Source organism: Paenibacillus polysaccharolyticus (assembly GCF_023714295.1).
GTDB classification, from domain to species: domain Bacteria; phylum Bacillota; class Bacilli; order Paenibacillales; family Paenibacillaceae; genus Paenibacillus; species Paenibacillus polysaccharolyticus_A.
On sequence record NZ_JAMAUN010000009.1, the window covers coordinates 253998 to 280028 of the forward strand.

At 44.8% G+C, this 26031-nt stretch carries 26 protein-coding genes and 1 rRNA gene; 20 read left to right on the forward strand and 7 right to left on the reverse strand.

Going from position 1 to position 26031, the window contains the following annotated elements:
* Positions 1-139 precede the first annotated feature (139 nt).
* Together M3629_RS20720 and M3629_RS20725 are read left to right on the forward strand one after the other, a co-directional pair.
* Positions 140-727 carry a xanthine phosphoribosyltransferase gene (locus M3629_RS20720; protein WP_090918567.1) on the forward strand — a complete coding sequence of 196 codons (588 nt, stop codon included), beginning with the start codon at positions 140-142 and terminating at the stop codon, positions 725-727.
* A 1-nt stretch (position 728) separates the two neighbouring features.
* The gene (locus tag M3629_RS20725) at positions 729-2090 is read left to right on the forward strand and encodes a nucleobase:cation symporter-2 family protein (protein ID WP_251509841.1); all 1362 of its coding nucleotides are present in this window, start codon (positions 729-731) and stop codon (positions 2088-2090) included.
* A 346-nt stretch (positions 2091-2436) separates the two neighbouring features.
* On the opposite strand, the gene M3629_RS20730 is transcribed toward M3629_RS20725, so the two are convergent.
* Positions 2437-2775 (reverse strand): DUF4870 domain-containing protein, encoded by a 339-nt coding sequence (locus M3629_RS20730; RefSeq protein WP_090918563.1) that lies wholly within the window; start codon positions 2773-2775, stop codon positions 2437-2439.
* Positions 2776-2846: 71 nt separating this feature from the next.
* On the reverse strand, positions 2847-3119 hold the full coding sequence (locus tag M3629_RS20735) for a transposase (protein WP_145333884.1): 273 nt from the start codon (positions 3117-3119) through the stop codon (positions 2847-2849).
* Between the two features lie 395 nt (positions 3120-3514).
* Here M3629_RS20735 and M3629_RS20740 point away from each other — a divergent pair, with 395 nt between their 5' ends.
* The 9 genes from M3629_RS20740 (at position 3515) to M3629_RS20780 (ending at position 11204) form a co-directional block, all read left to right on the forward strand.
* Complete coding sequence (locus M3629_RS20740; protein WP_017690840.1) at positions 3515-3703, forward strand: hypothetical protein; 189 nt, start codon at positions 3515-3517, stop codon at positions 3701-3703.
* A 204-nt stretch (positions 3704-3907) separates the two neighbouring features.
* Positions 3908-4663 (forward strand): type I methionyl aminopeptidase, encoded by a 756-nt coding sequence (gene map, locus M3629_RS20745; protein WP_251509842.1) that lies wholly within the window; start codon positions 3908-3910, stop codon positions 4661-4663.
* A gap of 566 nt (positions 4664-5229) precedes the next feature.
* Positions 5230-6282, forward strand: a complete 1053-nt coding sequence (coxB, locus tag M3629_RS20750; RefSeq protein ID WP_090919014.1) for a cytochrome c oxidase subunit II — start codon at positions 5230-5232, stop codon at positions 6280-6282.
* 71 nt (positions 6283-6353) lie between these two features.
* Positions 6354-8204, forward strand: coding sequence for a cytochrome c oxidase subunit I (ctaD, locus tag M3629_RS20755; protein WP_435368252.1), 1851 nt, complete (start codon positions 6354-6356; stop codon positions 8202-8204).
* Positions 8201-8827, forward strand: coding sequence for a cytochrome (ubi)quinol oxidase subunit III (locus tag M3629_RS20760; RefSeq protein ID WP_251509844.1), 627 nt, complete (start codon positions 8201-8203; stop codon positions 8825-8827). The genes ctaD and M3629_RS20760 overlap by 4 nt, the downstream gene beginning before the upstream one ends.
* Before the next feature lie 3 nt (positions 8828-8830).
* On the forward strand, positions 8831-9151 hold the full coding sequence (locus M3629_RS20765) for a cytochrome C oxidase subunit IV family protein (RefSeq protein WP_090918552.1): 321 nt from the start codon (positions 8831-8833) through the stop codon (positions 9149-9151).
* Between the two features lie 171 nt (positions 9152-9322).
* On the forward strand, positions 9323-10255 hold the full coding sequence (gene ctaG, locus M3629_RS20770) for a cytochrome c oxidase assembly factor CtaG (protein ID WP_154892196.1): 933 nt from the start codon (positions 9323-9325) through the stop codon (positions 10253-10255).
* 32 nt (positions 10256-10287) lie between these two features.
* A complete protein-coding gene (locus M3629_RS20775) occupies positions 10288-10752 on the forward strand; it encodes a DUF420 domain-containing protein (RefSeq protein WP_090918548.1) in 465 nt (154 codons plus the stop codon).
* A gap of 80 nt (positions 10753-10832) precedes the next feature.
* Positions 10833-11204 (forward strand): hypothetical protein, encoded by a 372-nt coding sequence (locus M3629_RS20780; protein ID WP_154960588.1) that lies wholly within the window; start codon positions 10833-10835, stop codon positions 11202-11204.
* A 121-nt stretch (positions 11205-11325) separates the two neighbouring features.
* On the opposite strand, the gene M3629_RS20785 is transcribed toward M3629_RS20780, so the two are convergent.
* Positions 11326-11685, reverse strand: coding sequence for a hypothetical protein (locus tag M3629_RS20785; RefSeq protein ID WP_251509845.1), 360 nt, complete (start codon positions 11683-11685; stop codon positions 11326-11328).
* A 217-nt stretch (positions 11686-11902) separates the two neighbouring features.
* On the opposite strand from M3629_RS20785, the gene M3629_RS20790 reads away from it, so the two are divergent.
* The 5 genes from M3629_RS20790 to M3629_RS20810 all read left to right on the forward strand — a co-directional run bounded on the left by M3629_RS20790 (position 11903) and on the right by M3629_RS20810 (position 16227).
* Positions 11903-12616 (forward strand): hypothetical protein, encoded by a 714-nt coding sequence (locus tag M3629_RS20790; protein WP_090918542.1) that lies wholly within the window; start codon positions 11903-11905, stop codon positions 12614-12616.
* Between the two features lie 92 nt (positions 12617-12708).
* Entirely contained in the window at positions 12709-13098 is a 390-nt protein-coding gene (locus M3629_RS20795; protein ID WP_090919013.1) for a GntR family transcriptional regulator, read from the forward strand.
* Between the two features lie 12 nt (positions 13099-13110).
* Positions 13111-14013 carry an ATP-binding cassette domain-containing protein gene (locus M3629_RS20800; protein WP_251509846.1) on the forward strand — a complete coding sequence of 301 codons (903 nt, stop codon included), beginning with the start codon at positions 13111-13113 and terminating at the stop codon, positions 14011-14013.
* Between the two features lie 20 nt (positions 14014-14033).
* Entirely contained in the window at positions 14034-14936 is a 903-nt protein-coding gene (locus M3629_RS20805) for an ABC transporter ATP-binding protein (RefSeq protein ID WP_090918540.1), read from the forward strand.
* Positions 14929-16227, forward strand: coding sequence for an ABC transporter permease (locus M3629_RS20810; protein ID WP_251509847.1), 1299 nt, complete (start codon positions 14929-14931; stop codon positions 16225-16227). The genes M3629_RS20805 and M3629_RS20810 overlap by 8 nt, the downstream gene beginning before the upstream one ends.
* Before the next feature lie 444 nt (positions 16228-16671).
* On the opposite strand, the gene M3629_RS20815 is transcribed toward M3629_RS20810, so the two are convergent.
* From M3629_RS20815 to M3629_RS20830, 4 genes are all read right to left on the reverse strand, one after another.
* A complete protein-coding gene (locus M3629_RS20815) occupies positions 16672-18090 on the reverse strand; it encodes a DHA2 family efflux MFS transporter permease subunit (RefSeq protein WP_251509848.1) in 1419 nt (472 codons plus the stop codon).
* Between the two features lie 150 nt (positions 18091-18240).
* The gene (locus M3629_RS20820; RefSeq protein ID WP_154892201.1) at positions 18241-18711 is read right to left on the reverse strand and encodes a MarR family transcriptional regulator; all 471 of its coding nucleotides are present in this window, start codon (positions 18709-18711) and stop codon (positions 18241-18243) included.
* A gap of 206 nt (positions 18712-18917) precedes the next feature.
* A complete protein-coding gene (locus M3629_RS20825) occupies positions 18918-20624 on the reverse strand; it encodes a CocE/NonD family hydrolase (RefSeq protein WP_251509849.1) in 1707 nt (568 codons plus the stop codon).
* A 25-nt stretch (positions 20625-20649) separates the two neighbouring features.
* Positions 20650-21882 carry an MFS transporter gene (locus M3629_RS20830; protein ID WP_251509850.1) on the reverse strand — a complete coding sequence of 411 codons (1233 nt, stop codon included), beginning with the start codon at positions 21880-21882 and terminating at the stop codon, positions 20650-20652.
* A 200-nt stretch (positions 21883-22082) separates the two neighbouring features.
* On the opposite strand from M3629_RS20830, the gene M3629_RS20835 reads away from it, so the two are divergent.
* From M3629_RS20835 to M3629_RS20850, 4 genes are all read left to right on the forward strand, one after another.
* A complete protein-coding gene (locus M3629_RS20835; RefSeq protein WP_251509851.1) occupies positions 22083-22832 on the forward strand; it encodes an IclR family transcriptional regulator in 750 nt (249 codons plus the stop codon).
* A 140-nt stretch (positions 22833-22972) separates the two neighbouring features.
* Entirely contained in the window at positions 22973-23836 is an 864-nt protein-coding gene (locus M3629_RS20840) for a DUF421 domain-containing protein (RefSeq protein WP_251509852.1), read from the forward strand.
* Positions 23837-24037: 201 nt separating this feature from the next.
* Positions 24038-25261, forward strand: a complete 1224-nt coding sequence (locus M3629_RS20845; RefSeq protein ID WP_251509853.1) for a TraB/GumN family protein — start codon at positions 24038-24040, stop codon at positions 25259-25261.
* A 645-nt stretch (positions 25262-25906) separates the two neighbouring features.
* Positions 25907-26031, forward strand: a 16S ribosomal RNA gene (locus M3629_RS20850); the annotation flags it as partial.

A 26031-nucleotide genomic window follows, 5' to 3' on the forward strand; every position in this document is an offset into this window, starting at 1 on the left:
GTACAGGAACAAGTCCGTCTTTCCCGTCTCCGGTTCATGCCGCAGGTGTGGACAGGCGGGCTTTTTGTTTTTTTACCCGGGAGAGATATTGTGGAGCAGACTGTACATGGCGGTAGAGGGCATTTGGGAGGAAAAAACGATGCAATTGTTAAAAGACAAAGTAAGACAGGAAGGCATTGTCCTATCTGAGCAAGTACTGAAAGTAGACTCATTCCTGAACCACCAGATGGACCCGGTGTTGATGAAGGAAGTTGGCAAAGAGTTCATTCGTCGGTTTGAAGGGGAGAACATTACACGTGTGCTGACGATTGAATCATCCGGCATTGCGCCGGGTATTATGACCGCACTGGAACTCAATGTTCCGCTGATCTTCGCCCGTAAGCAGAAGTCACTTACCCTAACGGAAGATATTTTGGTGGAGAAAGTGTATTCCTTTACCAAGCAGGAGACGAATGAAATCACGGTAGCGAAGAAGTTTATGAATCCCGGCGACCGCGTGCTGATCATTGATGATTTTCTGGCGAACGGCGAAGCTGCATTTGGCCTGGCTCGTATTGTAGAACAGGTTGGCGCGGAAGTCGTTGGGATCGGGATCGTGATTGAAAAAGCATTCCAGCCGGGAGGCCGTCTGTTGAAAGAAGCGGGTTACCGCGTGGAATCTTTAGTTCGTATTGGAGCACTGTCCGATGGACAAGTAACCTTTGCAGATGAGGAGGGCACGAACTAGTATGGCACGCGAACGTATTTTTCAACGTCACCGGCATCCGGCCAAAACCTTCTCACTTGGCTTGCAGCACGTACTTGCGATGTATGCAGGAGCTGTCATTGTCCCGCTTATTGTTAGTAGCGCACTTGGATTCACACAGGAGCAACTTACCTATTTGATTGCGATCGACCTGCTTGCTTGCGGTGTAGCTACACTGCTTCAGGTCTGGGGCAATAAATATTTCGGCGTTGGCCTGCCAGTTATGCTGGGCTGCGCCTTCCAGGCCGTATCTCCGATGATTATGATCGGGAAGAGCAGCGGCGTATCTGCCATTTACGGTGCCATTATTGCCTCCGGTCTGTTCGTTCTCATTTTCTCTGGTTTGTTTGGCAAACTCATTCGGCTCTTTCCGCCAGTGGTTACAGGTTCCGTGGTTACTATTATTGGTCTGACCCTGATTCCGGTAGCATTTACCGATTTGGGTGGGGGTCAGAATGCGGAGGACTTTGGCAGCGGTGTACATCTGTTGCTCGGTTTCGGTGTATTCATCTTCATTATTTTAATGACTCGTTTCACTACAGGTTTTGTACGCTCCATCTCTGTATTAATCGGTCTGTTCGTTGGCACAGTGGCTGCTGGCTTCATGGGTGAGGTGAAGTTTGCTCCCGTTCTTGATGCAAGCTGGTTCCATATGGTTCAGCCATTTTATTTCGGAAGACCGACCTTTGAGATTGTTCCTATTCTGACGATGATTCTGGTCGCGATTGTCAGTGTGGCCGAATCTACGGGCGTATTTATGGCTCTGGGCAAAATGTTGGACAAGGATCTGACCTCCAAGGATTTGGCGCGTGGATACCGTGCAGAGGGACTGGCTATTGTACTTGGGGGGATTTTTAACTCGTTCCCTTATACAACGTATTCGCAAAATGTAGGGCTTGTACAGATGACTCGTGTGAAGACACGTGATGTCATCGTTGTTGCAGGCGGTTTGCTGATCGTCATAGGTTTTGTACCGAAAATTGCCGCACTGGCTCAGCTTGTTCCCGGATCAGTGCTTGGCGGTGCCATGGTGGCGTTGTTCGGTATGGTGATTTCGTCGGGTATTCGCATCATTGGCACTCAGGTGGACCTGAACCGTCATGAGAACCTGTTCATCATTGCATGTTCTATTGGCATGGGACTAGGGGTGACGGTGGTACCGCAGTTGTTCGCAGGTGCACCAGCCTGGGCTCAGATTATGCTGGGCAATGGCATTATTGCAGGTAGCTTTACGGCAATCTTTATGAATTTGTTGTTTAATGGCCTCGGCAGTAAAGAAACAGCTGCCCAACTGGCTGCACAGCATACAGATGAGATGGCTCAGGAGAACAGCAAGACTGCATAAAGGTGAGGTAAGGAGTAATGTAAGGCTGGATAGGATTATGGCTTGGAGTGGGATTCTATCCCTTCATAAACTGGCCGGAATCGCTGTTCCTTTTAGCCTGATGCATGGTCAGAAGGGTTATTATGTAAAGCGTACATGATGAATGATTCACGTCATAAAGCATGTTGACTCAGCATATAAATGATTTATTTCTTATATTATTCACGTTATAAAATATCAATGCGATGAAGTATAAGTTAACCTTTATTTTGGACAGTTAACATAATTTACGCACAGCAAACACCGAAACAATGGGTTCAGCACAAACCATTGTTTCGGTGTTTTCTTGTTATTGCACGATACGATATTATAGGTGCCGCATCTGCTTCTCGGCAAAATCACCAACCCAAGGCAGTTTCAGCCATTTTCCTTGCAGACTTGTAACGACGGTCAGGAGCCATACGATTACACCTAGCAGGGATAACAGTGAAGCTACAAGTGGACCAAACAGTGGGAGAAAGGCCGACAGTACATGCCCAACCATAATCAGTCCGAAAACCGTCACGGATTGAAGGGCATGGAACAACACAAATCGGCTGCGCTTCTCCACGGCTAGAAAGATGATGCCGCCTACAAACGTGAATAAATAACACAACATGCCGGCTATATTTTCATCCAGACCGCTGGACGATTTCATGGGAGACATTCGGCCCAGCCTCCTTTGTCCTTTTTATATAGGCTATGTAGGAGGTGGACAGAACTGAACCGATGAATGGATTAAGTTTGAATCTGTCTGCGAGGGCTGGTTATTTTCCCTTTTTTATCTTCATCATCTTCCTTCGGCACCAGACGCTCATCTGTTTTTCCTTCATGATGATTATCGAATGCATACTCTGTCAGCTTCCATTCGGTCTTGCCGAGTACGAGATCGGCAGGAAACTCTTGCCCCCGGTGAAGGTGCTCTTCCTGCCCGGCTTCATTGATATAAACGCCGTCGACCTCGACCTTTTCATGCGAAAGGGGTAACATATCCTGTTCTTTTCGTTCCATAACAGGTCCTCCTTTTAGTTCCATATAGTTAACTAATTTGGTGATCCAAGATAATATCCCCCGAATAGTTGCGGGTTATGCTGGATAGATTAATCCGTATAGAATAAACATTTTATAAAATATGATTCGGAATTAAACTTTTTGGGCAGTAAAACCGTTATATATATTAGGAAAAATCGTCAAGTCGTAACGAGGTTCCGAATATGATACAATAAGATTATGATTCAACCTGAATCATATCGGGTATTTATAGTGTCAGGTACTTGCTATTCGGCGAGGTTCCCGACCTAAAGCTTGCTTTAAGCCGCGCACACAACTTCATGAATGGCATTTAAGACTTATTCGGCGTTCTCTAAACGGAGCATTCACTTTCAACGTTTTGGGAGGGAATTACAATGGCAACGAAAGGTCACAATGAGGTCAAAGAAAGTTTGAGGGAAATGACTCGGATTTTCCGTCCTAAAGATCCAAAAAAATTCGTGAAGGAGTATGTGAGAAAATACCGGATTACGGGTGGATATGAGGAAGAATTGACTTCTGTCGTTGAGCATGAACTTGTCAAGATGGATTCTTCCGTATCCTGAAACAACACCAACTTCTGATTATACTGTTCCAATATGAATAGAACCGTCTCTCGGGCCTTGGCTCCGGCAGACGGTTTTTTTTGCGTTTGTGGAGTTAATTAGCATGTATCTATATTATCTTGGATTTGGTGTCACTTTAGGGCTTTGTTCTGAATTGCCTGCATATACATGGAAGTATACCTACAGCAGGAAGGATGAAGGCATGTGGACCCTATATTGAAAACCAGAGAAGAGATTGGCTACATGCGAGAAGCGGGACGGATATTAAAAGAATGCCATCAACATATTGAACAGTACATGGTTCCAGGCACCACAACAGCGGAGATTAACGAGCACGTTGAAGCCTTTCTCGCGGATCATGGAGCCACACCTGAGCAGAAAGGGTATAAAGGTTATCCCTATGCTACATGTGCTTCCGTCAACGATGTGGTCTGTCACGGGTTTCCTGGGAGCCAGGCACTTGCAAGTGGAGATGTCGTGACGATTGATATGGTAGTAAACAAAGACGGCTGGCTTGCTGATTCGGCCTGGACATATGCCATAGATGAACCGAGCAGATCTATTCGTCGGCTTATGAAACGTACGGAGAAGGCGCTTTATAAGGCGATAGCACAGGCCGTTCCAGGGAATACACTTGGAGACATTGGTAGCGCAATTGAACGAACGGCACGATTGTACCGATATGGAATCGTTAAACCGCTTATCGGCCATGGCATAGGGCAATATATCCATGAGCCACCGAATGTACTGCCTTATGGAAAACGAAAAACAGGAATGATGCTTACTGAAGGTATGGTCATAACCATTGAACCCATATTCACGAAGGGTAGCTCCGGGGCTGTGGTGTGGGATGAGGATGGCTGGACAGTCCGAACGCTGGATGAAAGCTGGGGCGTGCAGTATGAACATACCGTAGCCATTACCAGGGATGGGCCGTTGATCCTAACGGATGGAACTTAAACGAAAATTTTCCCTCTATAATTGAATAATTGAAATGCTGTAAAGCTGGCGTGAATGCTCCATGCAAATATCGACTTGAAGATCCATGGGGCAGAATCGTCCATTTCCAGTTGGTGTGGTAATAGTTTCCTGAAAAGGCGAAGAATCTTTTTGCATAATATCGCATGTTTGGATTGTGATAAAAATCGCTAAGAAGTTTGAGTTTATCACCGAAATCTGGCAAAATTTTTCAGGGGTGAATCGTAATACTTATAAGTGAAATCGTTTGCAAACCAAGTTGTGATGCGGTTTTATACATAAAGTGAACAATTTGTGAACATGTGTCCAAAGATTGACAAAATCATACCCTCAACTTATATTTAATAAGTGATTGAAGCATATAGAATGAATTGGAAGAATGCGCAGACATGCCCTGGGCAGGAAATGACGGGAGTACTGGAAGCGTTATTTTTGTAAGCATCCTATATGATGAAGAGGATTATGTGTATCGTGCTGAAACGTACATGTGTTGGCTTTGTACCGACGACAACGTAATCTACGAAAACGTAAAAAAGTGGGGTAGATCAATGATGAAACAGTGGCAGGTTGCAAAGCGAATTCTCCCCTTGCTGGCGGTGTTCTCTTTGCTGCTATCCGCATGCGGGCGGGAAGACTTGTCAGTAATGAAACCTCAGGGTCCTGTGGCGCAAGGCCAATATGATCTGATGAAGCTTTCCATTGCGATTATGATCGTGGTGCTCATCATTGTATTTGCAATTGCTGCCTATGTCCTGATTAAGTTTCGCAGACGAGCCGGGCAGAACGAAGTACCCGAACAGGTTGAAGGCAATTTCAAGCTGGAAGTAATATGGACAGCCATTCCTCTATTGCTGGTCATTATTTTGGCTGTACCAACAGTTCAGACGATTTTCGCCCAAGGGGAAGATCTGTCCAACGACAAAAACGCAGTTAAGGTCCAGGTAACCTCGCATCAGTATTGGTGGGAATTCACTTATCCTCAGTATGACATAACCACCGCTCAAGACCTCATCATCCCGACCGGAAAGAAAATTGCATTCGAATTGAAAACCGCGGACGTGCTTCATTCCTTCTGGGTGCCGTCACTTGCGGGCAAAATGGACACAAACCCGGATGGAACACTGAACAAATTTAGCTTCTCTGCTCCAAATGAAGGCGTTTACCGTGGTAAATGTGCCGAGTTGTGCGGTAGATCTCATGCTTTCATGGAATTCAAAGTTAAGGCTGTTAGCCAGGAGTCCTTTGACCGCTGGGTTAATGCGATGAAAGCGCCAGCTGTGCTTCCTGAGGACACACAGCTTGCTGAGAAGTTCAAAACGAACTGCCTGTCTTGCCATGCTGTTGGCGATCAGGGCGGACCTGTTGCACCGAACCTTACAGGTATTGGCGGCAAGGAATCCGTTGCAGGCATTTTGCTCAATCAACGCGAAGGTCAGGAAGAAGGTAAACCAGTACTGGATAACATGAAAGAGTGGCTTCATGATCCACAAGCGGTGAAGCCGGGCAATACGATGCCAAGTCCGAAGAGTCTGGGACTGACGGATGAAGAAATCGACGGAATTGCCGAATATTTGGCCAATTACAAATTGGACTACGAATAGAACAGCAAGGATGAAGAAGGGGGTACACAACCTTGGCTCATGCGCATAGCGTCAAGCGGTACAAGGGCTTGATGGACTGGATCACCACCGTCGATCACAAAAAAATCGCCGTTCTTTACTTGGTTGCAGGCGGACTTTTCTTCGGCATTGGCGGAATTGAAGCCATTTTGATCCGGATTCAACTGATGAAGCCGATGAACGATTTTGTATCGGCGCAAGTGTTTAATGAATTGATTACGATGCATGGAACTACGATGATTTTCCTTGGCGTGATGCCGATTATTTTCGCCATTATGAATGCGGTGGTCCCTTTGCAGATCGGGGCACGTGACGTAGCGTTCCCTTTTGTTAACGCTCTGGGCTTCTGGACATTTTTGTTCGGTGGTTTGTTACTTAATCTGAGCTGGATCATGGGAGGCGCGCCGGACGCAGGCTGGACATCATATACACCTCTCTCCGGTTCGGAGTATAGCGGAACACACGGTGTAGACTTCTATACGATCGGTCTTCAGATTGCCGGTCTGGGTACACTCATCGGGGGCATTAACTTCCTGGCTACCATTATCACCATGCGTGCGCCAGGCATGTCCTATATGCGGATGCCGATGTTTACCTGGACCACGTTTATTACATCAGCCATTATCCTGTTTGCTTTTCCTGCCATCACGGTGGGCCTTGTATTATTGACGTTTGACCGTATTCTCGGTGCGAATTTCTTCGATGTTGCAGGTGGCGGTAACCCCGTGCTCTGGCAACATATCTTCTGGATTTTCGGACACCCGGAAGTTTACATTCTGATCTTGCCGGCATTCGGCATTATCTCGGAGGTTATTCCAACCTTCTCGCGTAAGCGGTTGTTTGGATATAGCTCCATGGTATTTGCAACCATTCTGATTGCCTTCTTGGGCTTCATGGTATGGGCGCATCACATGTTTACGACAGGTCTGGGTAACGTGGCCAACGCGTTATTCTCGATCTCAACGATGCTGATTGCGGTTCCGACAGGGATCAAAATCTTCAACTGGCTCTTTACGATGTGGGGTGGACAGATTCGCTTTACGGCGGCCAATCTCTTTGCTGTCGGATTTGTACCAACCTTCGTTATGGGTGGGGTTACCGGTGTCATGCTGGCTTCTGCCCCGGCAGACTTCCAGTTCCATGACACGTACTTTGTCGTAGCTCACTTCCACTATGTTATTGTGGGCGGACTGGTACTCGGATTATTCTCCGGACTTCATTACTGGTGGCCGAAGATGTTTGGTCGTATTCTAAGTGAGTCACTCGGGAAGTGGACATTCTGGACATTTATGATCGGGTTCCAGCTGACCTTCTTCGTACAGCATTTCCTCGGTCTGATGGGGATGCAACGCCGGATTGTTACATACTTGCCGAATCAGGATTTTGACCTGCTTAACCTGGTTAGCTCCATCGGGGCGTTCCTTATGGGCGTAGGGGTCATTATCTTCCTGGTGAACATCGTCATCACAACGAAGAAACCAATCGATGCACCAAACGATCCGTGGGAAGACGGCCGTACACTGGAGTGGACGATTCCATCGCCACCGCCAGAGTACAACTTCAAACAAACACCACTGGTACGTGGTATCGATGCATATTGGAAAGAGAAGATGGCAGGCAACAAGGAGATGACTCCGGCGGAGCCGGTAGGTTCCATTCATATGCCATCTGCTACACCGTTGCCATTTGTGATGTCGGTAGGTATTTTTATCGCCGGACTTGGACTAATGTTCAGCAAGGACACATTCGAATTGGAATTCATGAATTTCATTTTCAATAATTATATTGTGCTTATTATCGGTCTTCTCATTACATTTGGTGCGATGGCACTGCGCTCATTATATGACGATCACGGCTGGCACATTGAACCCGAGGATCAGGACGAGAAGGGGGCGAGAACATGACAACCTCACATGCCGAGCCGGTAAACGGCAAACTGCCGCACGAACCAGAGAAGGCAACGCTGGAAGGACGCAACAAGCTGATTGGCTTCTGGCTGTTCCTTGGCGGTGAGACGGTACTGTTTGGTACACTCTTCGCGACCTTCCTCGCACTTCGCGGGCAGACCAATGATGGACCTACAGCGAATGAACTGTTCCATCTGCCGCTTGTGGCAGCAGCAACCTTCATCCTCTTGGTCAGCAGCTTGACGAGTGTATTCGCCATTCAGGCGATGCACAAAGGGAACCGAAATTCACTGACTTTGTGGCTGGGGATCACAGTTGTTCTAGGTCTGGGATTCCTTGGTCTGGAGATTTACGAGTTCTACGAGTACGTGAAACATAAAGAGTTTGGCATGACCACGAGCGCCTTCAGTTCGGCATTCTACACGCTGGTCGGGTTCCACGGAGCCCACGTTGCATTCGGTATTGTGTGGATCGGAATCATTATCGGGCAACTGTTCAAAAAAGGATTAACGGTCGTAACCGCACCGAAAGTCTATGTCTCAGCCATGTACTGGCACTTCATCGACGTTGTGTGGGTGTTCATCTTTACGGTCGTGTACCTGCTCGGAAAGGTGGGGTAACACATGTCCGCTCAGGATCAAAGTGATCAACAGCCGGTGAAGCACCGTCACCGTGCGGAAGGGCCTTCGAAGCATGTCGTCGTGTTTATTTTCTCCATTATACTCACGTTGATTGCCTTTGCAGCTGCTGCAGCCGGAGGGGTTAACACAACCTTCACCATTATTATTATGGTTGTCATGGCCATTCTGCAGGTATTTGTGCAACTTGGTTACTGGATGCACTTGAAGGACAAAGGCCACTTGATGCCAATACTATTTATGGCCTTTGGATTTTTCGTAGCCTTTACATGTATTATTATGGCCCTCTTCTGGGTCTGGTGGTAAGAGAGATGGCGGCGGCGAATGCCGCCGTCTTTTCCCCTTTTATACGAGTGAATGATGAATGATGGAGGTTTGCATCTCTGGATCGTTCCAATATACCGTCATCAAGAGAGTATGACATCGTGGTAAGTGAAATAAATGTTCACCAAAACAGGTCACGGGGAGGTTTCCCGTATGCTCGGGTTGCAATATTTTAGTTTTGACGACTTATGGAGTCCGCTTATTCTTGCTTTATTTTTGATTATTGCGGCAGCCTATCTCGTATTAGTGGGTCCGTTCAGCGAGAAAGTACAGGGCGCAGAGCCAGCAACTACCGGACAGAAAATCATGTTTCTCGCAGGTCTGTTCGCTCTATATCTGGCACAAGCGGGTCCCTTCAATCTACTGGGTCATGTAATGTTCAGCTTCCACATGGTGAGCATGGCATTATCCTACCTTGTTGCTCCGCCATTGATGATGAAAGGTTTGCCGACTTGGGTATGGCGCGGTATTGTGCGCTGGCTGCCTACTCGCAAGCTTTCCTTCCTGGCGCATCCCATTGTAGCGGCAGTGTTGTTCAACGGATTGTTTTCCTTGTATCATCTGCCCGTTGTGCATGATTATGTCATGTTGAATTTTACCGTTCACCGGTTGTACTATATCGTACTTTTTATCACATCCATGCTGATGTGGTGGACGTTACTTAACCCTCTGCCAGAGGGTAGACAAGCTTCAGGCTTGTCAAAGGTTGGATTTATCTTTTTGAACATGGTGCTGTTAACGCCTGCATGTGGATTAATCATTTTTGCTTCCGAACCGCTGTATCAGACGTATAGCAACCCGGCCATATGGGCTGAAGCGATGAGGTATTGCGTATCTGGCGACTCCTCGGCAATTCTTCGTTCATTCGGAGGGCCGGCGTTCTTTAATGTCCTGTCTTCCACGAAGGAGGATCAGCAGGTGGGTGGGATTCTTATGAAGTTTATCCAGGAGGGCATCTTTGTGTCTATGCTGGCTTATGTGTTTTCTCAATGGTATCGGAAAGAGAGACAGGAAGAGGATGATGATCTCTCGCCTGCTGGTGGCGGTAAAGAGCAGGGGCCGCTCAATCCGGCCGCCAAATCGTGAGTGTAATGTGACGACAAAAGGGGGAACACACGATGGATATGTATTTTTGGCTGCCTACAATCAGTACTTCGTTCATTGTGCTTAGTGCGATACTTGTGGCGATTGGCTGGGCTTTAATTATTCGTGGTAAACGTGAGGCACACCAGTCTGCTATGGTAGCGGGAGCGATCGCAGCTCTAATCTTTTTTGTAATTTACATGTCCCGCACTGTATTTGTTGGTAATACGGCTTGGGGCGGAGACCCGGATATGGAGATCTTTTACCGCATCTTTCTGATCTTTCATATTATTCTGGCCACGGTTGCCGCTGTATTTGGTATCTCGACACTGGTACTTGGCTTCAAAAAGAATTTTGGAAAACATCGCCGTTGGGGGAAATTTACCTCCATCATCTGGTTTGGCTCCGCACTGACAGGTACGGTGGTATATGTGTTGTTATATCTGCTCTATCCGGGGGGACACACAAGTCCGGTATGGGAAGTTATCCTCGGCGCTTAAATGGATGAATCTCGCAGATGATTAGTCCATACCATCTCTCTTATTCATTCATAGAATGAGTTTGAGAGGAGGGAACCAAAATGAAAAAAACAGTCAGCATCAGTCAGACGTATCCTCGTCTTACCGTGTATTCCGAAGAGAACTACAGAGGAAGAAGCCGCATTTATCGTGGTAACACTGGACTTCGCAACCTGGACAATATTTTGGACGGGGTTGAGAGCCTGCGCTTCTTTTCAACGAGTTCGAATGCAACACTTGTGGTGTTTACACGGCCAAACTTCCAGGGAGGCTTCCGTGTCTATCGCGGGAACACCAATCTGAGAGATTTGGATGACTTGATCCGCGGCGAAGATGTAGAGTCGTTGATCTCCACCAATCAGCGTCTCACTTTGGCTGAGATTCGCGCCATCCGTAGAAACCGCAGCTTGCCAACAGGCTACAACCTCGTGTAAAACATGAGCCTCTTCTGCTATCAGGTGACCGGAAAAGAAAAAGAAAAAAGAGCTGTGCCCTTCTGTGATTGATTCACAGTGTGGGGTACAGCTCTTTTCTCTTGAGGTAGAGCAGAGGCTGTTAGTCTCCGCCGCCACCGCTATCTCCGCCTCCGCCACTATCCCCACCGCTGTCGCTGCTTCCGTGATCACTGCTCGAATGATGATGAGAGCCCGAAGAAGAATCTATATCGTGATGTTTGTGATCGTGATGGAGTCGGTGGTCGTGAGTGGGCCTGGTATGCGAGTCCGTCGAAAAGTCAGAGTTCATCATAGAAGAAGACGTAGCCGAGCTAGACGAATGATGATGTTGTCTGGACTGTCTGGAATGCCTTTTGCTGTCACTTTTGCTCTTAACCCGACCTGGCTCACTTCGAATGATGAGCCAGATCATCGCAAGGATAAAACCAAATACAAGTATGGGCTCAATAAGCCATCCCATAGGGTGATCATTCCTCTCAACTAAAATCGCTGTGTATATCTTATCGCAGAATGGATTCTTTTCCTATCCTGCTTTCCTGATTCAGGAAAAAAAGGGGTTGACGGAACATGCGATAGGTCTGTATACTGTGTATATTGATATATACAGTAATCACAGTGATCAAAACAAAAGCATAGTCAACCAGATGAAGGAAGACAGTTGAAAGGCAGGCATAGATATGGATGCATGGAAGCAAGCGTGGTGGCTAACCCGTAACGATTATAGTAAGGATAAGCTGCAGTGGTTATGGTCTGCCATATTTATGATCTACACAGGCAGTATGAGCGGCGTAATGTTGATTGGGCAGCAACAGAGTAATTTTATTAACCCGGTAGTAGATGCGTTTTTTCTCATTATGCTCCCGTTCCTAGGATTTCTTTTCAGCAGACGTTCCTTCCGCTACATACAAGAAGATTCCTACACACAGTTGCTTGCCTTTTATCGAAGGCTCCCGATTCCGAATGAAACTGTGATGTGGTCAAGACTGCAACAATCTCTGATTGCATTCGCATATAATGGTTTTTTCTTCTACGGATCATTATATGCAGTCAGATTACACACGGAAGGTTTCACATGGGATCAGTATTTAGCCTTTGCGCTGAGTTGCACAGGATATGGACTCCTGATTACGGGATTATATATTTACGGAGAGTTTCTCTTCAGTGGTAAAAAATATTTGATGCTTAGCTCTATGTTCTTACCGATGGCCGTTGTGATAGCTGTTCTGATCCGTCTCTCGGGTAATTATGGATTCTGGTATGTAATACACTACAGTAAACTGTGGGGCTTGTTATCTCCGATCATGTGGATTGCGGTGGTAGCAGGTTTGGCAACATTATGGGGATTCAGTCGATTGACGTTGAAGAAGCTTGCTGTGAGAGATCTGAGTTAGAAGGCAGCAGAATTATTGATAAAAAGAATATAGGATGAAACCGGCACGTTCAGGTAAGTGAATGAAGTGTACCGGAGGGCGAGGTGCAAGATGTGAAGATACCCATTCAAATAAATGAGAATAGCGCTGAACCTTTGTATCACCAGATTGAGAATCAATTAAGGTCGTTAATTATAACGGGTCAACTGGGGGAGGGGACACATTTGCCGTCCATTCGTGAATTTGCCGGAGCACTGAATTGCAGTGTAATTACGGTTAGACGGGTCTATCAGGATCTGGAGAATGAAGGTCTGCTTCGTACGAAGCAGGGGACAGGAACATTTGTGGCCCAGGTTGAGGCGGGAGAACGAGAGAACTACAGGCTGAAGGCAGCGGAGGAAGCGATGCAAGCTGCGGTGCAGTCGGGCAAAGCTGTAGGGTGTACAGAAGAGGAAATGGAAGTTTTGTTCCGGGAGGCCCTAAGAGCAAATTATTCGAAGTAAGGAGGGGGAGGTATGGTGGAACCTATAGCCGTTCAATTAAATGGTGTATCCAAGATGCGTAAACGCAGGGTTATTGGGCCGATTGATCTCACGATTCCGGAAGGATATGTGGTTGCCATTCTGGGGCATAACGGCTCTGGCAAAAGCACATTGCTTAACATGTTGCAACAAATTGTACTACCGGATAATGGTGAGATCATATGGTTTGGACAGGAGAAGCATTCGGGGATACTTCCGATTGAGCTGAGACAACAGATTGGCTTTGTGGCAGATAACAGTGGTATTGAAGAGAATCGGATGACGCCGCAGGAGGCAGCTGATTTCAGATCACATTGGTACCCAAGGTGGGATATGAAGCTGTTCAAAAAGCTTATAACAGACATGGACGTGCCAAGTGATGTGAAGCTGACCAAGATGTCCAAGGGAGAACGGAGGAAGTTTGAAATAGCCGCAGCACTTGCTGCTCGTCCTAAACTGCTTCTTCTGGATGAACCTTCGTCCGGTCTTGATCCTTTTGCTTGGAAGGTAATGGTGGAGCAGTTCCGTGATTATATGGAAAGTGGAGACACAACCATTCTGATTGCCACGCATATTGCAGATGAAGTGAAGCGGCTGGCAGATTACATCGTGCTTATGCACCGCGGGCAGGTTCTGGGTATGGCAGAGAAAGATCTAGTGCTTGAGCAGTGGAAGGAGATCTGGTACGAAGGGGATTTGCGACCCGAGAATATTCCTGGTGTAGTTGAATCTTTTCAGGAAGAGAATGGTCTGATCCGTGTGATTACAACCCGGGTGAGCGAAGCGCAGGAGAGGTTGGAGTTATCCAATCACCGGGTGCTCAAAATTCGCAATTTGGAACTGGGAGAAGTACTTGAATATTGGATTGCCGGGTATGCACCCGTACAGTGGAGATAACCGAAGGGAGACGATTCTGAATGAACCGATTGGAACTAAAGCAAGTCGTCAAACAGTACGCAGACAAAACAGCTGTCAATGGAGTTACGCTTAATGTAAAAGAGGGCGAGATTTACGGATTGCTTGGAGCGAACGGCGCCGGTAAAACAACAACGATGCGCATGGTGCTCGGTCTAATCCACCCGGATGGCGGTAACATTCTGTACAACGGGAAGCCATATAATACAGAGCTGCAACAGATTATGGGATATTTGCCCGAAGAACGCGGATTGTATCCCAAGGTAAAAGTTAGCGAACAGATTAATTACCTGGCACGCCTTCGCGGAATGAAAGCCAAGGATGCCGATGAGAGTCTGAAGTACTGGCTGAAGCGTTTCGAAGTGCCGGAGTATTATGATAAAAAAATCGAGGAATTATCCAAAGGAAACCAGCAGAAAATGGGCTTTATAGCCGCGGTGGTACATAGACCGCAGATTCTCATTCTGGATGAAGCCTTTAGTGGACTTGATCCAGTTAACGTAGAGTTGCTTAAATCAACGGTTAAAGAATTGCGTGATGAAGGTACAGCCATCTTGTTCTCTACACACCGGATGGAACATGTCGAGGAGTTGTGTCGTCAGATCACGATACTTCATCGTTCTAACACGGTAGTGCAAGGTGAGATTAAGGAGATTAAGAGCCGTTATCCGCGTGAGCAAGTTTACCTCAGTACTCTTGGACAGGTAGAAGGACTTGAGCAGCTGGCAGGTGTGAAACGAGTGGAGCAAAACGAACGTGGATATCAGATTCAGGTCAGTGAGGTTGCAGCCGCTCAGGAGATTTTGAAAACGGCCATGGCACAGACGACTGTGGAGCATTTTGAGATTAAGGAACCAACGCTTAACCAAATCTTTATTCGTGAGGTAGGTGAGTCGAATGAATAAAATGGGCACAATTACAGGTTTCACGTTCAAAAACAAAGTAAAAACGAAGTCATTTATGGTTACAACCATTGTACTTGCACTTTTAATTTCGATTGGACTCAATGTTCCATATTTCATTACTTTATTCAATGGCGGACCAATTGGCGGCGGAGCTTCCGGTAAAAATCCTGTCAACATCGGTCTTCTGACAACGGAACAGCAGGATGTAGCACAGAAGCTGGAAGACTTCTCGTCTGCTCAGGGAAATCAGGCGTATCGTTTCATCGTGAGTGGGGATAAGGACGAAGCTGCATTACAGGAAGATGCGAAGGCAGGCCTGATTGATGGTTATTTGAAACTTGAAACGGTAGCAGGACAGGAGTTCCCGAAGCCTGTTTTATATTCCACAGATGACATTTCACCTCAGATCACTACGGCTATTGAATCTGCTCTGCAAAGTGTGAAGCTGGATGTCGTAGTCAAGGATGTACTGACACCTGAACAGAAGGCGTTGATTACAACACCTGTGAAACTGACTGCAGAGAGTCTGAGCGCCGATGATGGTGAGGCTGGAGCTGGTGCGGAAAAATCAATGAGTCCGATCAACTATATCGTTGTGTACTTGTTAATCATCTTGCTGTTCACATCTACGATGATGACAGGTAATATGATTGCTTCCGAGATTACTGCTGAGAAAAGCTCAAGAATCATGGAGATTCTGATCACGAGTGTATCTCCGCTCAGTCAGATGTTTGGTAAAATCATCGGTATCTTCATGGTAGGTATGTTACAGATCGGAATCTTCGGCGCAGTTATTGCGGGGAATATTCTATTACCGCACAACCGCGCAGTACTGGATGATTTCAATTTGAGTGTTAGCGACATTAATATTGCTGTAATTGTATATGGATTGATCTTCTATGTCCTGGGTTACTTCCTGTACGCAGTGCTGTTCGCAGCCGTTGGTTCAATGGTCAGCCGTACGGAAGAGCTGGGGCAGGCAGTTCTGCCAATCACGATGCTGTCCCTGGTATCATTCTATATTGCACTCTTCAGCATCTCTGCACCGAATATTTTATTGCTCAAAGTTGCAAGCTTCATTCCGTTCACATCACCAACAGCGATTCTTGTACGGATTGGGGCAGGCGTTGCACCGACCTGGGAGATTCTGACATCTCTTGCCATTCTGGCTGTATCCATTCTGGTCTTTGGTTGGCTCGCAGCTAAAATCTATCGCACGGGCGTACTGATGTACGGCAAACGTCCAACCTTCAAAGAGTTGTTTAAAGCGATGAAGGCGTACAAGATTTAATATTTCAAACGACGATTATGTTATGTTGTGCGTTGTCATAATTGGAATTAGATCATGGCCTCCTGATGTTCAGGTGGCCATGATTCCTTTTTTATAGATCGAGATAGTGCAACCATGAGTTCCAGAGCACACATTCGAGGAGCCGATGCACAATGGACAGATTAAGATGGATGTACAGACACTTTATAAGTGAACCGCTTTGGTTCCGAATTTGGATTCTCTCGATGTTGCTCATTGCCATTATATTCAGTAATTCATCTTGGACGAGTAGTGATGGATTTTCTCAAAGTTTAGCAAAGATGGCTGCCGCCCTTTTCTTTTTCTCTTATGGCATTAAATTTCGAAGTAATATCCGGATCTCGTCTGTCTTTGTGATATCAGGGATTGTATGTGCTGTGTTGGTCTGGATTCGTTTTAACGTTGGATAAAAGAATGGGTGCTACTCTACAATGAGTGCACCTTCTTTTTATTCGTAAGAAACAGGCCGGGGATAAAGATCAGTGCCAGAATGATCGCGGCTATAAGAAAACCGATATGGTACGCCTGCAATTGATTTGCAATGGATGGATGCAAACCTTGTATAGCTGTTGCAACAGCCGTCGCAATAATGGCTGAGCCGAAGCTTGAACCGAGGTTTTCAATGATATTTATTCCAACACCCGCCTCCGGAAGTTGCTTGTTGCCCAGTCCATTGTAGGCTTCGCTCATTAGTGGAAGACTAATGCCCCCAACGCTGGCACCGCGAATAAATAAGATTACTGAAATCCAGATCATACTTGTATGATCTGTGATGAAGATAAAAGGAATGGACCCAATAAGGGAAAGGAAGAGACTGACGATCAGCACATTTTTTGCACCAATGCTGTCGATCATTTTTCCAATGAAAGGCCGAGTAATCAGCATACCAACGCCTTGAGGAATGAGTGCAACTGCTGTTTCAATGGCTGTGAAGTGTCGAAAGGTTTGAAAGAACAGAGGGAGTATTAACAACGGACCCATGATGGCGATATTCGCGAAGAATAGCCCGGCACTTGAGGCTGCAAAGTTCTTATGGGTGAACAAATTCAGGGGCAGAACGGTTTGATTCATTTTAATACGATTATAAACGAGATATAAGAGAGCCGAAGCGAGGCCTATCCCCATCCACAAGATGGTCTCCTGATTGTTGAAAGTGGCATAATCCGTTGCTTTGGTGATTCCGTATATTAAAGCTATGCTCATAGTGGATAAAACGATAATTCCAAATAGATCGAGCTTGCTCTCTTTGTTAAAAGGCTCGTAGTTTGGAATCTTTCTGATCATTAATGGTGCAGAAATCAATACAACGAACACGTTAATGAAAAAGATCCACGGCCAAGATGCGACTTGAACAATGAACCCTCCGAGGATGGGTCCAAAAATAGGACCAAAGATCATAGGAGTGCTTACAATCGCCATGACTCTGCCTAAGTACTCTTGTCCGGTTGTCTTAACCAAGAGGGTGAACATGAGGGTGGTAATGACTCCGGCACTAAATCCCTGAAGCAAACGGAAGAAGATAAAACTGGATATATCCCAGCTAACACCAATTAGTAGAGAGATTACGCCAAAAGCAATGACCGCTCCAATGAAGACCTTTTTGCTATTAAATTGATTCATGAGCCAACCAGATACCGGAACTGCAATCGCAAGGGCTAAAATATATCCTGTAATGGCCCATTGAATGGTGCTTAATGTGGTATGAAAATCTTTTGTGAGTTGACTTACAGCGATATTCACCATTGTAGAATCTAACATAGGAGCGATTGCTCCGAGAGCAATGGCCCAAGCGGTAATCAGGATATGTCTAGGTATGCCGGTTTCTTTTACTTTGTTTGTACGCATATTACACTCCTTTAATCAATATTGTTTCCTAGTCAACTAAAAGTTTATCTACATTTTGTTTCCTTGTCAACAATAAAAAAGGTGTAAAAAAAGCATCCGTATCTCTTTAGAGAAGGTTGCTCTTGGTTTTATTCTTAATTTATAGTTGTTTCACTTCATTATATCTAAACCTTGTTTCTTTATTTCAGTGTCCAAATGTTTACTGTACAGTTCAATGAAGTCCAGCATGTGATCGAATTGTTCTTCCGTTACATGCTTGAATACGGATTCATCTCTTTCCTGAAACTCTTTATGCAGTTTCTCGTGAATGTCAAATACGACTCTGCCTTGCTGGGTGAGTTTAAAAAAGACTTCTTTCTTGTTATTCGTTTTCTGATAGTCTTCGATCAGGCCTTTTTCAATGAGTTTCTTCGTTAATTTACTTATAGCGCCCTTGGTCATATACATGGACTCCGCCAGCTTGGTTACATTGGAATCTACATTTTTCTCTATAAATTCAATGCAATGGACTTCAGAAGGCTTGTACCCTTGAAGACTGCTTTCCATCTTCGATTTATTAATCCAGACTAACTTGTTAAATAAGTCCCTGAAATTCAGCATAACCTGTTCTTGCTTGTTCATGGTTAGTCACCCCATACGAGTAATATGATAAAGTGAGACAGAACATAGAAGCACCATCTTACATAGTAGTACGTGAATTAATATCACTGACAACGTTTATCTCCTACGATAAACTATAACCTTTTATAAGGGGAAATCAAATGATGGGATTCTGGGAGTCATAATTAGTGAATGTATTTTCAAAATGGATGGGACATGTATACAATCTATTTAGGGAATTCAATATAACTACAATAGTTAGAGCCTGTATATAGGGTCTGAGTTGCAATCTTGTATTTGGATGTGGAAGCCCAAGGTTCTTTCACATTGGAATGTACATGGTAAGCAGGAAAATTAGAAGAAGATACTTCTGCTCGAATAAAAGAACCTTTTTGCAGTTCCCACGCTGTTGGCCACATCTCTATAATGACCTGTGCAGGTTGGTTGGGTGTATAATCCACGGGTTGATCAATGTTATTCCGATATCTCAGAGAAGTTATGCCATCGACGATATTAAAACTTTGACCATCCGGAAATACCTCGCAGATTTTCACACTAAAAGCCGTATCCTCCGCATCTGTACTAACCTCTAAGCACACTTTAATACCGCCCGTTATTTGTGTGTTTTCATCCAGTACAGCAGAGTCAAACCTCAGGACATCTTGGCGATCAGAAAAGTCAGGTTGGGCCAAACTACCATGCGGTGCACCCTTAAACGAAGGCATGATCCATGCAAGTAAGGCACTTCCTCCATGGGTAGGTACGGGGGAGGAAGGATCGTATGCATACTTCACTGTTGACGGTTGCGATGGCTTGTCGGTTAGTTGCTGTTCAGGATTATTTGAAAAGTACAAACGCCAGGTTGTATCCTGATCCGTTATGGACTGACGTTCTTCCCACCGAGAAGCTCCAATACGATAAAAGGAAATCGGGCTGAATGTGCCAGGATTCCCTTTTAGATGTATATCAAACCATTCCAAGGCCGCTTTTATTCGAAAAGCTCCCAGAAGGTTAGCATCAGGATACGTTCGTTCACCTGGTGAATTCCCGACATGATCCCAAGGGCCGACTACAAATCTGCTTTTACGTTTTACGTGATCTTGAAGCAGGTTGTAGCCTTTGAAGGCTCCCTCCAGATGATGGTCAAACCATCCCTCTACCATAAACACTGGAATATTGATCTTGGCAGGAATATTTAACAGCTCTGCCCATATTCCTTCCTGCCAGTATTTTGATTCACGGCTCGTCTCTGAAATATAGCTTTGGTAGAAGGGAAGGGTACGGCCCAAAAGTTTCTCGTCTGCTTGGTTATGAGGCAGAATGCTGAGAGAGTCTTGATACAGCTCGCCTGCATCGGTCGTCGTTTCAACCCCGGAATTCGCAAACGCCCAGGACGTATATATGTCATGCCGAAACATACCGTTCATATACATCTGTCCGTAGCGATCCACTCCAAAAAGATCTAGAAATACGGTTTTGACTTCTTTAGGCAACGAATCAGCGATAATCCAGGTTGTAAATGAACAGTACGATTGGCCGAAGAGTGCAATGTTTCCATTTTGGAAACATTGCTGGACTAGCCATTCCAATGTATCAATACCATCTTCACGTTCATTCACAAAGGGAGACCACTCCCCTTCGGAAAGTCCTGTTCCTCTACAGGATTGAATAACTAGAACATAACCATGCCTGACGAATTGTGTATAGGTTGCTTCAAGCAAGTCTTGGTTATTGGGATAGGGATTACGTACGAGAATGCATGGCCAAGAATCACCTTGATTAGGCCGGTAAATCCTAGTATGAAGCTGAACGCCATCTCGCATCGAAACCATGGCTTCACTCATACCGTGGATTTCATATTTGCAAGGTGGGTTTTCCTGTTCGATCGTTTTAGTTAAACCTTCCCATTGGGAATTTACTTGGAATGATCTCATTTTTTTACACCTTCTAACGAATTTATTATGTGGTCATTCTTTTTCTGAATTGAATAGCAAATGCAAGGCAAAGGAAACCAATTGTATACGCTACCACGTTCAAAATCAATGAGGCTGAGTAGGAATGGGTTTGATCAAACATCGATCCATGTATATATACAGAAACAGCATTGGCAAATGCACCGAACATGAGAATAATAGAAAGGATTTGACTATAGTCTTTCGTTCCGAAAGATCCACGAATCAATAGAGGGATTGCAGTAAGTACGATGGCTTGTCCCATCCCGCTCAGAAATCCAGAACCATTCAAAAAGACTACATTGTTGAATACGCCTGTACTATACCATCCAGAAGCTCCAAGGAGCGTGAAAATAAGTAGTACGATGACGGGTTTAACATGATCCAACATAAAGCCCATAAGCAGTTTACCAATGGCGGCTCCAATAAGCAGGGCGGACATCACACTTGCACCTACTTGTAAACTGAAGTTTAAGCTTTGAATAAGTGCCGGTACATGTTGTGCCAGAGAGCCAGCTGCCTGAAAACAGATAATAGCTATGATAAAGCTGTAAAAGATAGGTGTACGGGATGCCTCTTTTATCGACAGACCGTTCGCTTCCACATTGTTGACTGCTTGATTTGATTCTGCTGCTGTATGGTTCGTTTCTGCACCATAAGGAAGCAAACCGTTTTCAGGTTTGAATTTCATCAGAAGGGCCGTCGGTAAAAGCACAACAAGACATATAATGCCTACGATGATATAAGTTGTTCTCCATCCGTGTTCAAGAATTAAATGACTGATTATCGGATTAAAGAACGAGCCTCCGACAGCGGTCAGCGCACCTGTAATTCCAAACAAAATCCCCAGCTTTTTCTCGAACCAGTTACCGAGCAAAATGGGGATGGAGATGACAATGGAGATACTCTGCATGACTCCCAAGACAACTTTGATCCCGTAGAAAGGAGTGACGCTTTGAATGAATGAACATGCTATAAAACAAAGGCCGGTTATTCCGAAAGACAGACTGAGCAGCAGTTTGGTATTGACCTTTTTAAACACTGTACCAGCAAATAATAAAGAAACTGCACCGGCAATCCCGCCAAAGGTTGCGTTGAGAGCGATTTCAGCACGCGTCAAATTTAAATCCGTGCTCATCCCTCCCCAGAATAAACCGGCTGTATTGATTGTTAATCCGAAACCAACGAAGGATATAATACAGCATCCCAAAAAAATGATCCAAGCATAGTGAATTTTCATATTGTCCCCCCTGATGTGTGCACACCCCTATCATTCCACTATACGGAATGGCATTCAACTTAATAAGTAGAATTGAATTATCATTCCGTATAATGGAATGGTGTTCTTGAATGTGGAATGAGTGTGTTGTATGATTGGAATAGTAGCATACGCTTACATTATAATCAAGATAAAGATTAACGATGAAAGGTGCCTTATTAATGACCAATAAATCTAACGTAACTTTGAAAACATTAACCATTATGAAGGCTTTCATTGATGGACAAGCGGTATGGGGAGTCAATGATCTTGCACGATATCTGGAAAGTCCACCTAGTTCCATACACCGTATTTTAAAGACATTAAAAGAAGAGAACATTTTACAGACTATCCCCGAAACGAATAAGTACACGATTGGGAATGAGTGGGTACGACTTTCATCATTTATTAGTGCTAATTTTGGATTGAAATCCGTAGCTGAACCTTACCTTAAGACCTTGTCGCATGAAGTGGGACAGTCCGTGTATTTGGCACAATATCAAGAGCAGTATCAGAAGCTATCATTCATTTTAGGTATTCATAGTTCCAACATCCTTCAGTATCGCCTGGAGCTCGGAGTGCTTCAACCCATTCATATTGGAGCCAGCGGGAAAGCAATTTTAGCATTTTTAACAGATGAACAAATTAAGGAAGTGTTGAGTCAGGAAGGTGTGCCATTAAATGAGGCAAAGCAAATTATAGTGGAGATCGAGAGGATCAGAAGTGAAGGATACTCCTATACGTTCAGTGAACGTAAAAATGAGTCGATCGGATTCGGTGCTCCTATCTTTGATGCCGCGCACAATGTAGTCGGAAGCATTATTTTCGCAATCCCTTTGAGCCTGTATAAAGAGGAAGAGAAGAGTGTTATGATCGACAAAATTTTAGAGACATCCAAAGAAATTTCATATCATCTTGGACAAGTAAGATAAAAAAGTAGATGGTCTATCAGATTGCCAAGAAACTGAACATTCCAATGCATACAATCTGGCGTGCATGTTAATTATAACCTTTAATAATGAAGTTATGTCATCCGAGGAATATGGACTTCATTTGGAAAGGAGCATGCGACGTGCCTGATTGGTTAGAGGTTATTATACGAACGATTTCTGCGGTAACTATGCTGTTTCTCATTACGAAGATTTTAGGTAAGCGGCAGATCTCTGAACTCTCCTTGTTTGAATATATAACGGGTATCACGCTCGGGAACCTGGTAGGTTACATCTCTTTGGATACCGACACAAGCTGGTATTTGGGCTTTCTTGCTGTGTTGGTTTGGGTTTCTTTCTCAGCAGGAGCGGAGTACTTAACGATGAAAAGTAAAAAGTTCCGTGATATTGTGGATGGAAAATCAACGGTCCTTGTTGAAAATGGAGCTGTGATTCAAAAAAATCTGAAGAAGGAACGACTGACGATGGATGAGTTTCTGGAACAGCTTCGTAAGAAAGATGTTTTTCGGGTGGCTGATGTGGAATTTGCGGTAATGGAACAGAGCGGAGATATTAGTGTGTTGTTAAAAAAGGAATATCAACCTCTCACCGCGGACATGTTGGGGTATCGTCTTTCTTCGGAAAAGGAACCGCGAACGATCATTATGGATGGTCACATTCTACCCGAAACTTTAAAGGCTGCCGGAGTGAGCGAGGATTGGGTCAAAAAAGAACTGCGTAAACTAGACCTGACATTAAGCCAAGTTTCAATCGGTCAGGTGGATAGTAAAGGAGAACTGACCGTTCAGACGGGAACAGAGGCTTTGCCCAAACCAGCCAAATCAAATCCAAATGATCAGATCAAAGACCTAGTACAACGATTGCAGGATGATTTAATCATGCGAAAGCAACTTGCAGCGAATGACAAAGATCGTCTTAAATATCAGGAGGCACTAGATCAATTTCAAACGGCAATGCATGCTTATCAAAAAACGAATCCGTCGTGAAAAGGTACATAACAAAACCATTTGAAACCCTGGCTAAAGCCAGGGCTTTTTTTATAAACTATAGTAATCTATGAATATCTGGAAAATTTTCTGGAACGAGCTTCACATTAGAACGTAATATATAAGGTGAAAGTGATCTCGTTGATCTTTGTCTACATCAAAAGTGTAGAAAATCAGAAGAAGAAGGGAAATACATAATATATGAAGCAATGGAAACGCGTACTCTTATCTCTTACCGTCTCAGTAGGATTGCTCGCATCGGCAGTTCCGGCAATGGCTGCTCCGCAAGACACGGCTGTTAAAATCGATAATAAAGCTGTTACATACACTGCGGGTGCACCAATTGTTGAAAAAGGAACGACTCTCGTTCCACTCCGTACAACGCTCGATGCACTTGATGCTAAACTGGCGGGTACAACCGATGACAGTATCACAGCAATCGTCAATGGCAAGACCATAACGCTGAAAAGCAAACTTGTTCGCATCAATGGTGTTACTTACGCGCCAATTCGTATCGTTGGCGATGCTGCAGGATATGAGGTTCGTTGGGATAAGGCTACAAGAACCGTGTTGTTGGTATCCAAAGGCGATGGAACGGTTGAAACCGCTCAAAACGGTGGACGCGGATTCATGTGGGAAGTACAGAGCAATGGCAATACCGTATATCTGGTAGGGTCGATGCATGTAGCAGACAAAAGTTTTTACCCGTTGCGTCCTGAATTTGAAGAGGCGTTTGCTGAAGCTGACTATCTTGGTGTAGAAATAGATCTGAGTAAAGCGGCAGACGAAGAACAACAGAAGCTGGTGTTAAGTATGGGTTCATATCAGGATGGTACAACGTTGAAGGATCATGTCTCCAGTGAGACATACAGCAAGCTTGGTGATATTTTGAAGAAAAAAGGATTAGAGCCTAACGCGCTGGATGCATTTAAGCCTTGGGTGGTGGAAACTACATTGGGAAGTTTGAAAATGTCATCAGCTGGACTAGAAGCAGCGTCGGGTGTAGATTTGTATTTTATTCAAAAAGCGATTGAGCGTAAAATACCTGTGATTGAACTTGAATCCTATCAGTCTCAATTAGGAATGTTCGATCATTTCTCAAAAGAATTACAGGAAAAAACACTGCGTTCCACAATTGACAACTTCGATGTACTGGATAACTCCGCGAATCAGATGGCTGAGATGTGGAAAACAGGTAATGACGAGCAGCTGCTAGAGTTGACAAACACCTTCTCCGATGATGAAGAGTACAACAAAGCAATGTTGGTAGACCGCAATATCGGTATGGCTGACAAGATCGATGGTTACCTGAAAAATGGTAAAGGTGAAGAGTACTTTATCGTTGTTGGTGCGGCGCATTATTTAGGGGACCACGGGATCGTTAAGTTGCTAGAGGATAAAGGATATAAGGTAGAGCGTAAGTAAGCTGAGTATTAGGTACGATATCTAATGATTTATGCTTTATGATAAACCGTAGCAGGTTCTATGAATGGATTGGATATAGAAGCTCTTTCAGATATTTAGTCTGAGAGGGCTTCTTTCTATAAAAAAGGGTCTTTATTATCTAATATATATATATAACATTTACAGTTGGTGGGGAGTGGGGACATGGATAGACAGTGTTAATCTTTGGCTGATAAATTAATTGGGTGAATGTGGATATTTTAATTTAATAAATAATGCTTTACAAGTGGGTGTGCACCATGGTATATTCTTATTCCGGCCAAGAAAACACAGCTTACACGGTGCGGCAAGCAAATGAAAATAAGCTTCGAAAGAAACTTAAAAAAAGAGCTTGCAAAGTTGGTTCGGACATGATATTATATAAGAGTTGCTGAAACGAACTGGTTTCGGTAACGAGAACAAGTTTGATCTTTGAAAACTGAACAACGAGTGAGTAAACATTCTGCTCGCAGAATGACGTGAAGGTTTTTGGTGCATGCCATCTGGCTGTATGAAAACTGGAACACAAATGAGATGTTTAATCTCGTCAGATTCAAAATGAGCTTATCGCTCTTTTCAATACCCCGATGAGTTACACCGCGTTTAACGACGCTGCGAAATTCATCTTTATTGGAGAGTTTGATCCTGGCTCAGGACGAACGCTGGCGGCATGCCTAATACATGCAAGTCGAGCGGACTTGAAGAGAAGCTTGCTTCTCGGATGGTTAGCGGCGGACGGGTGAGTAACACGT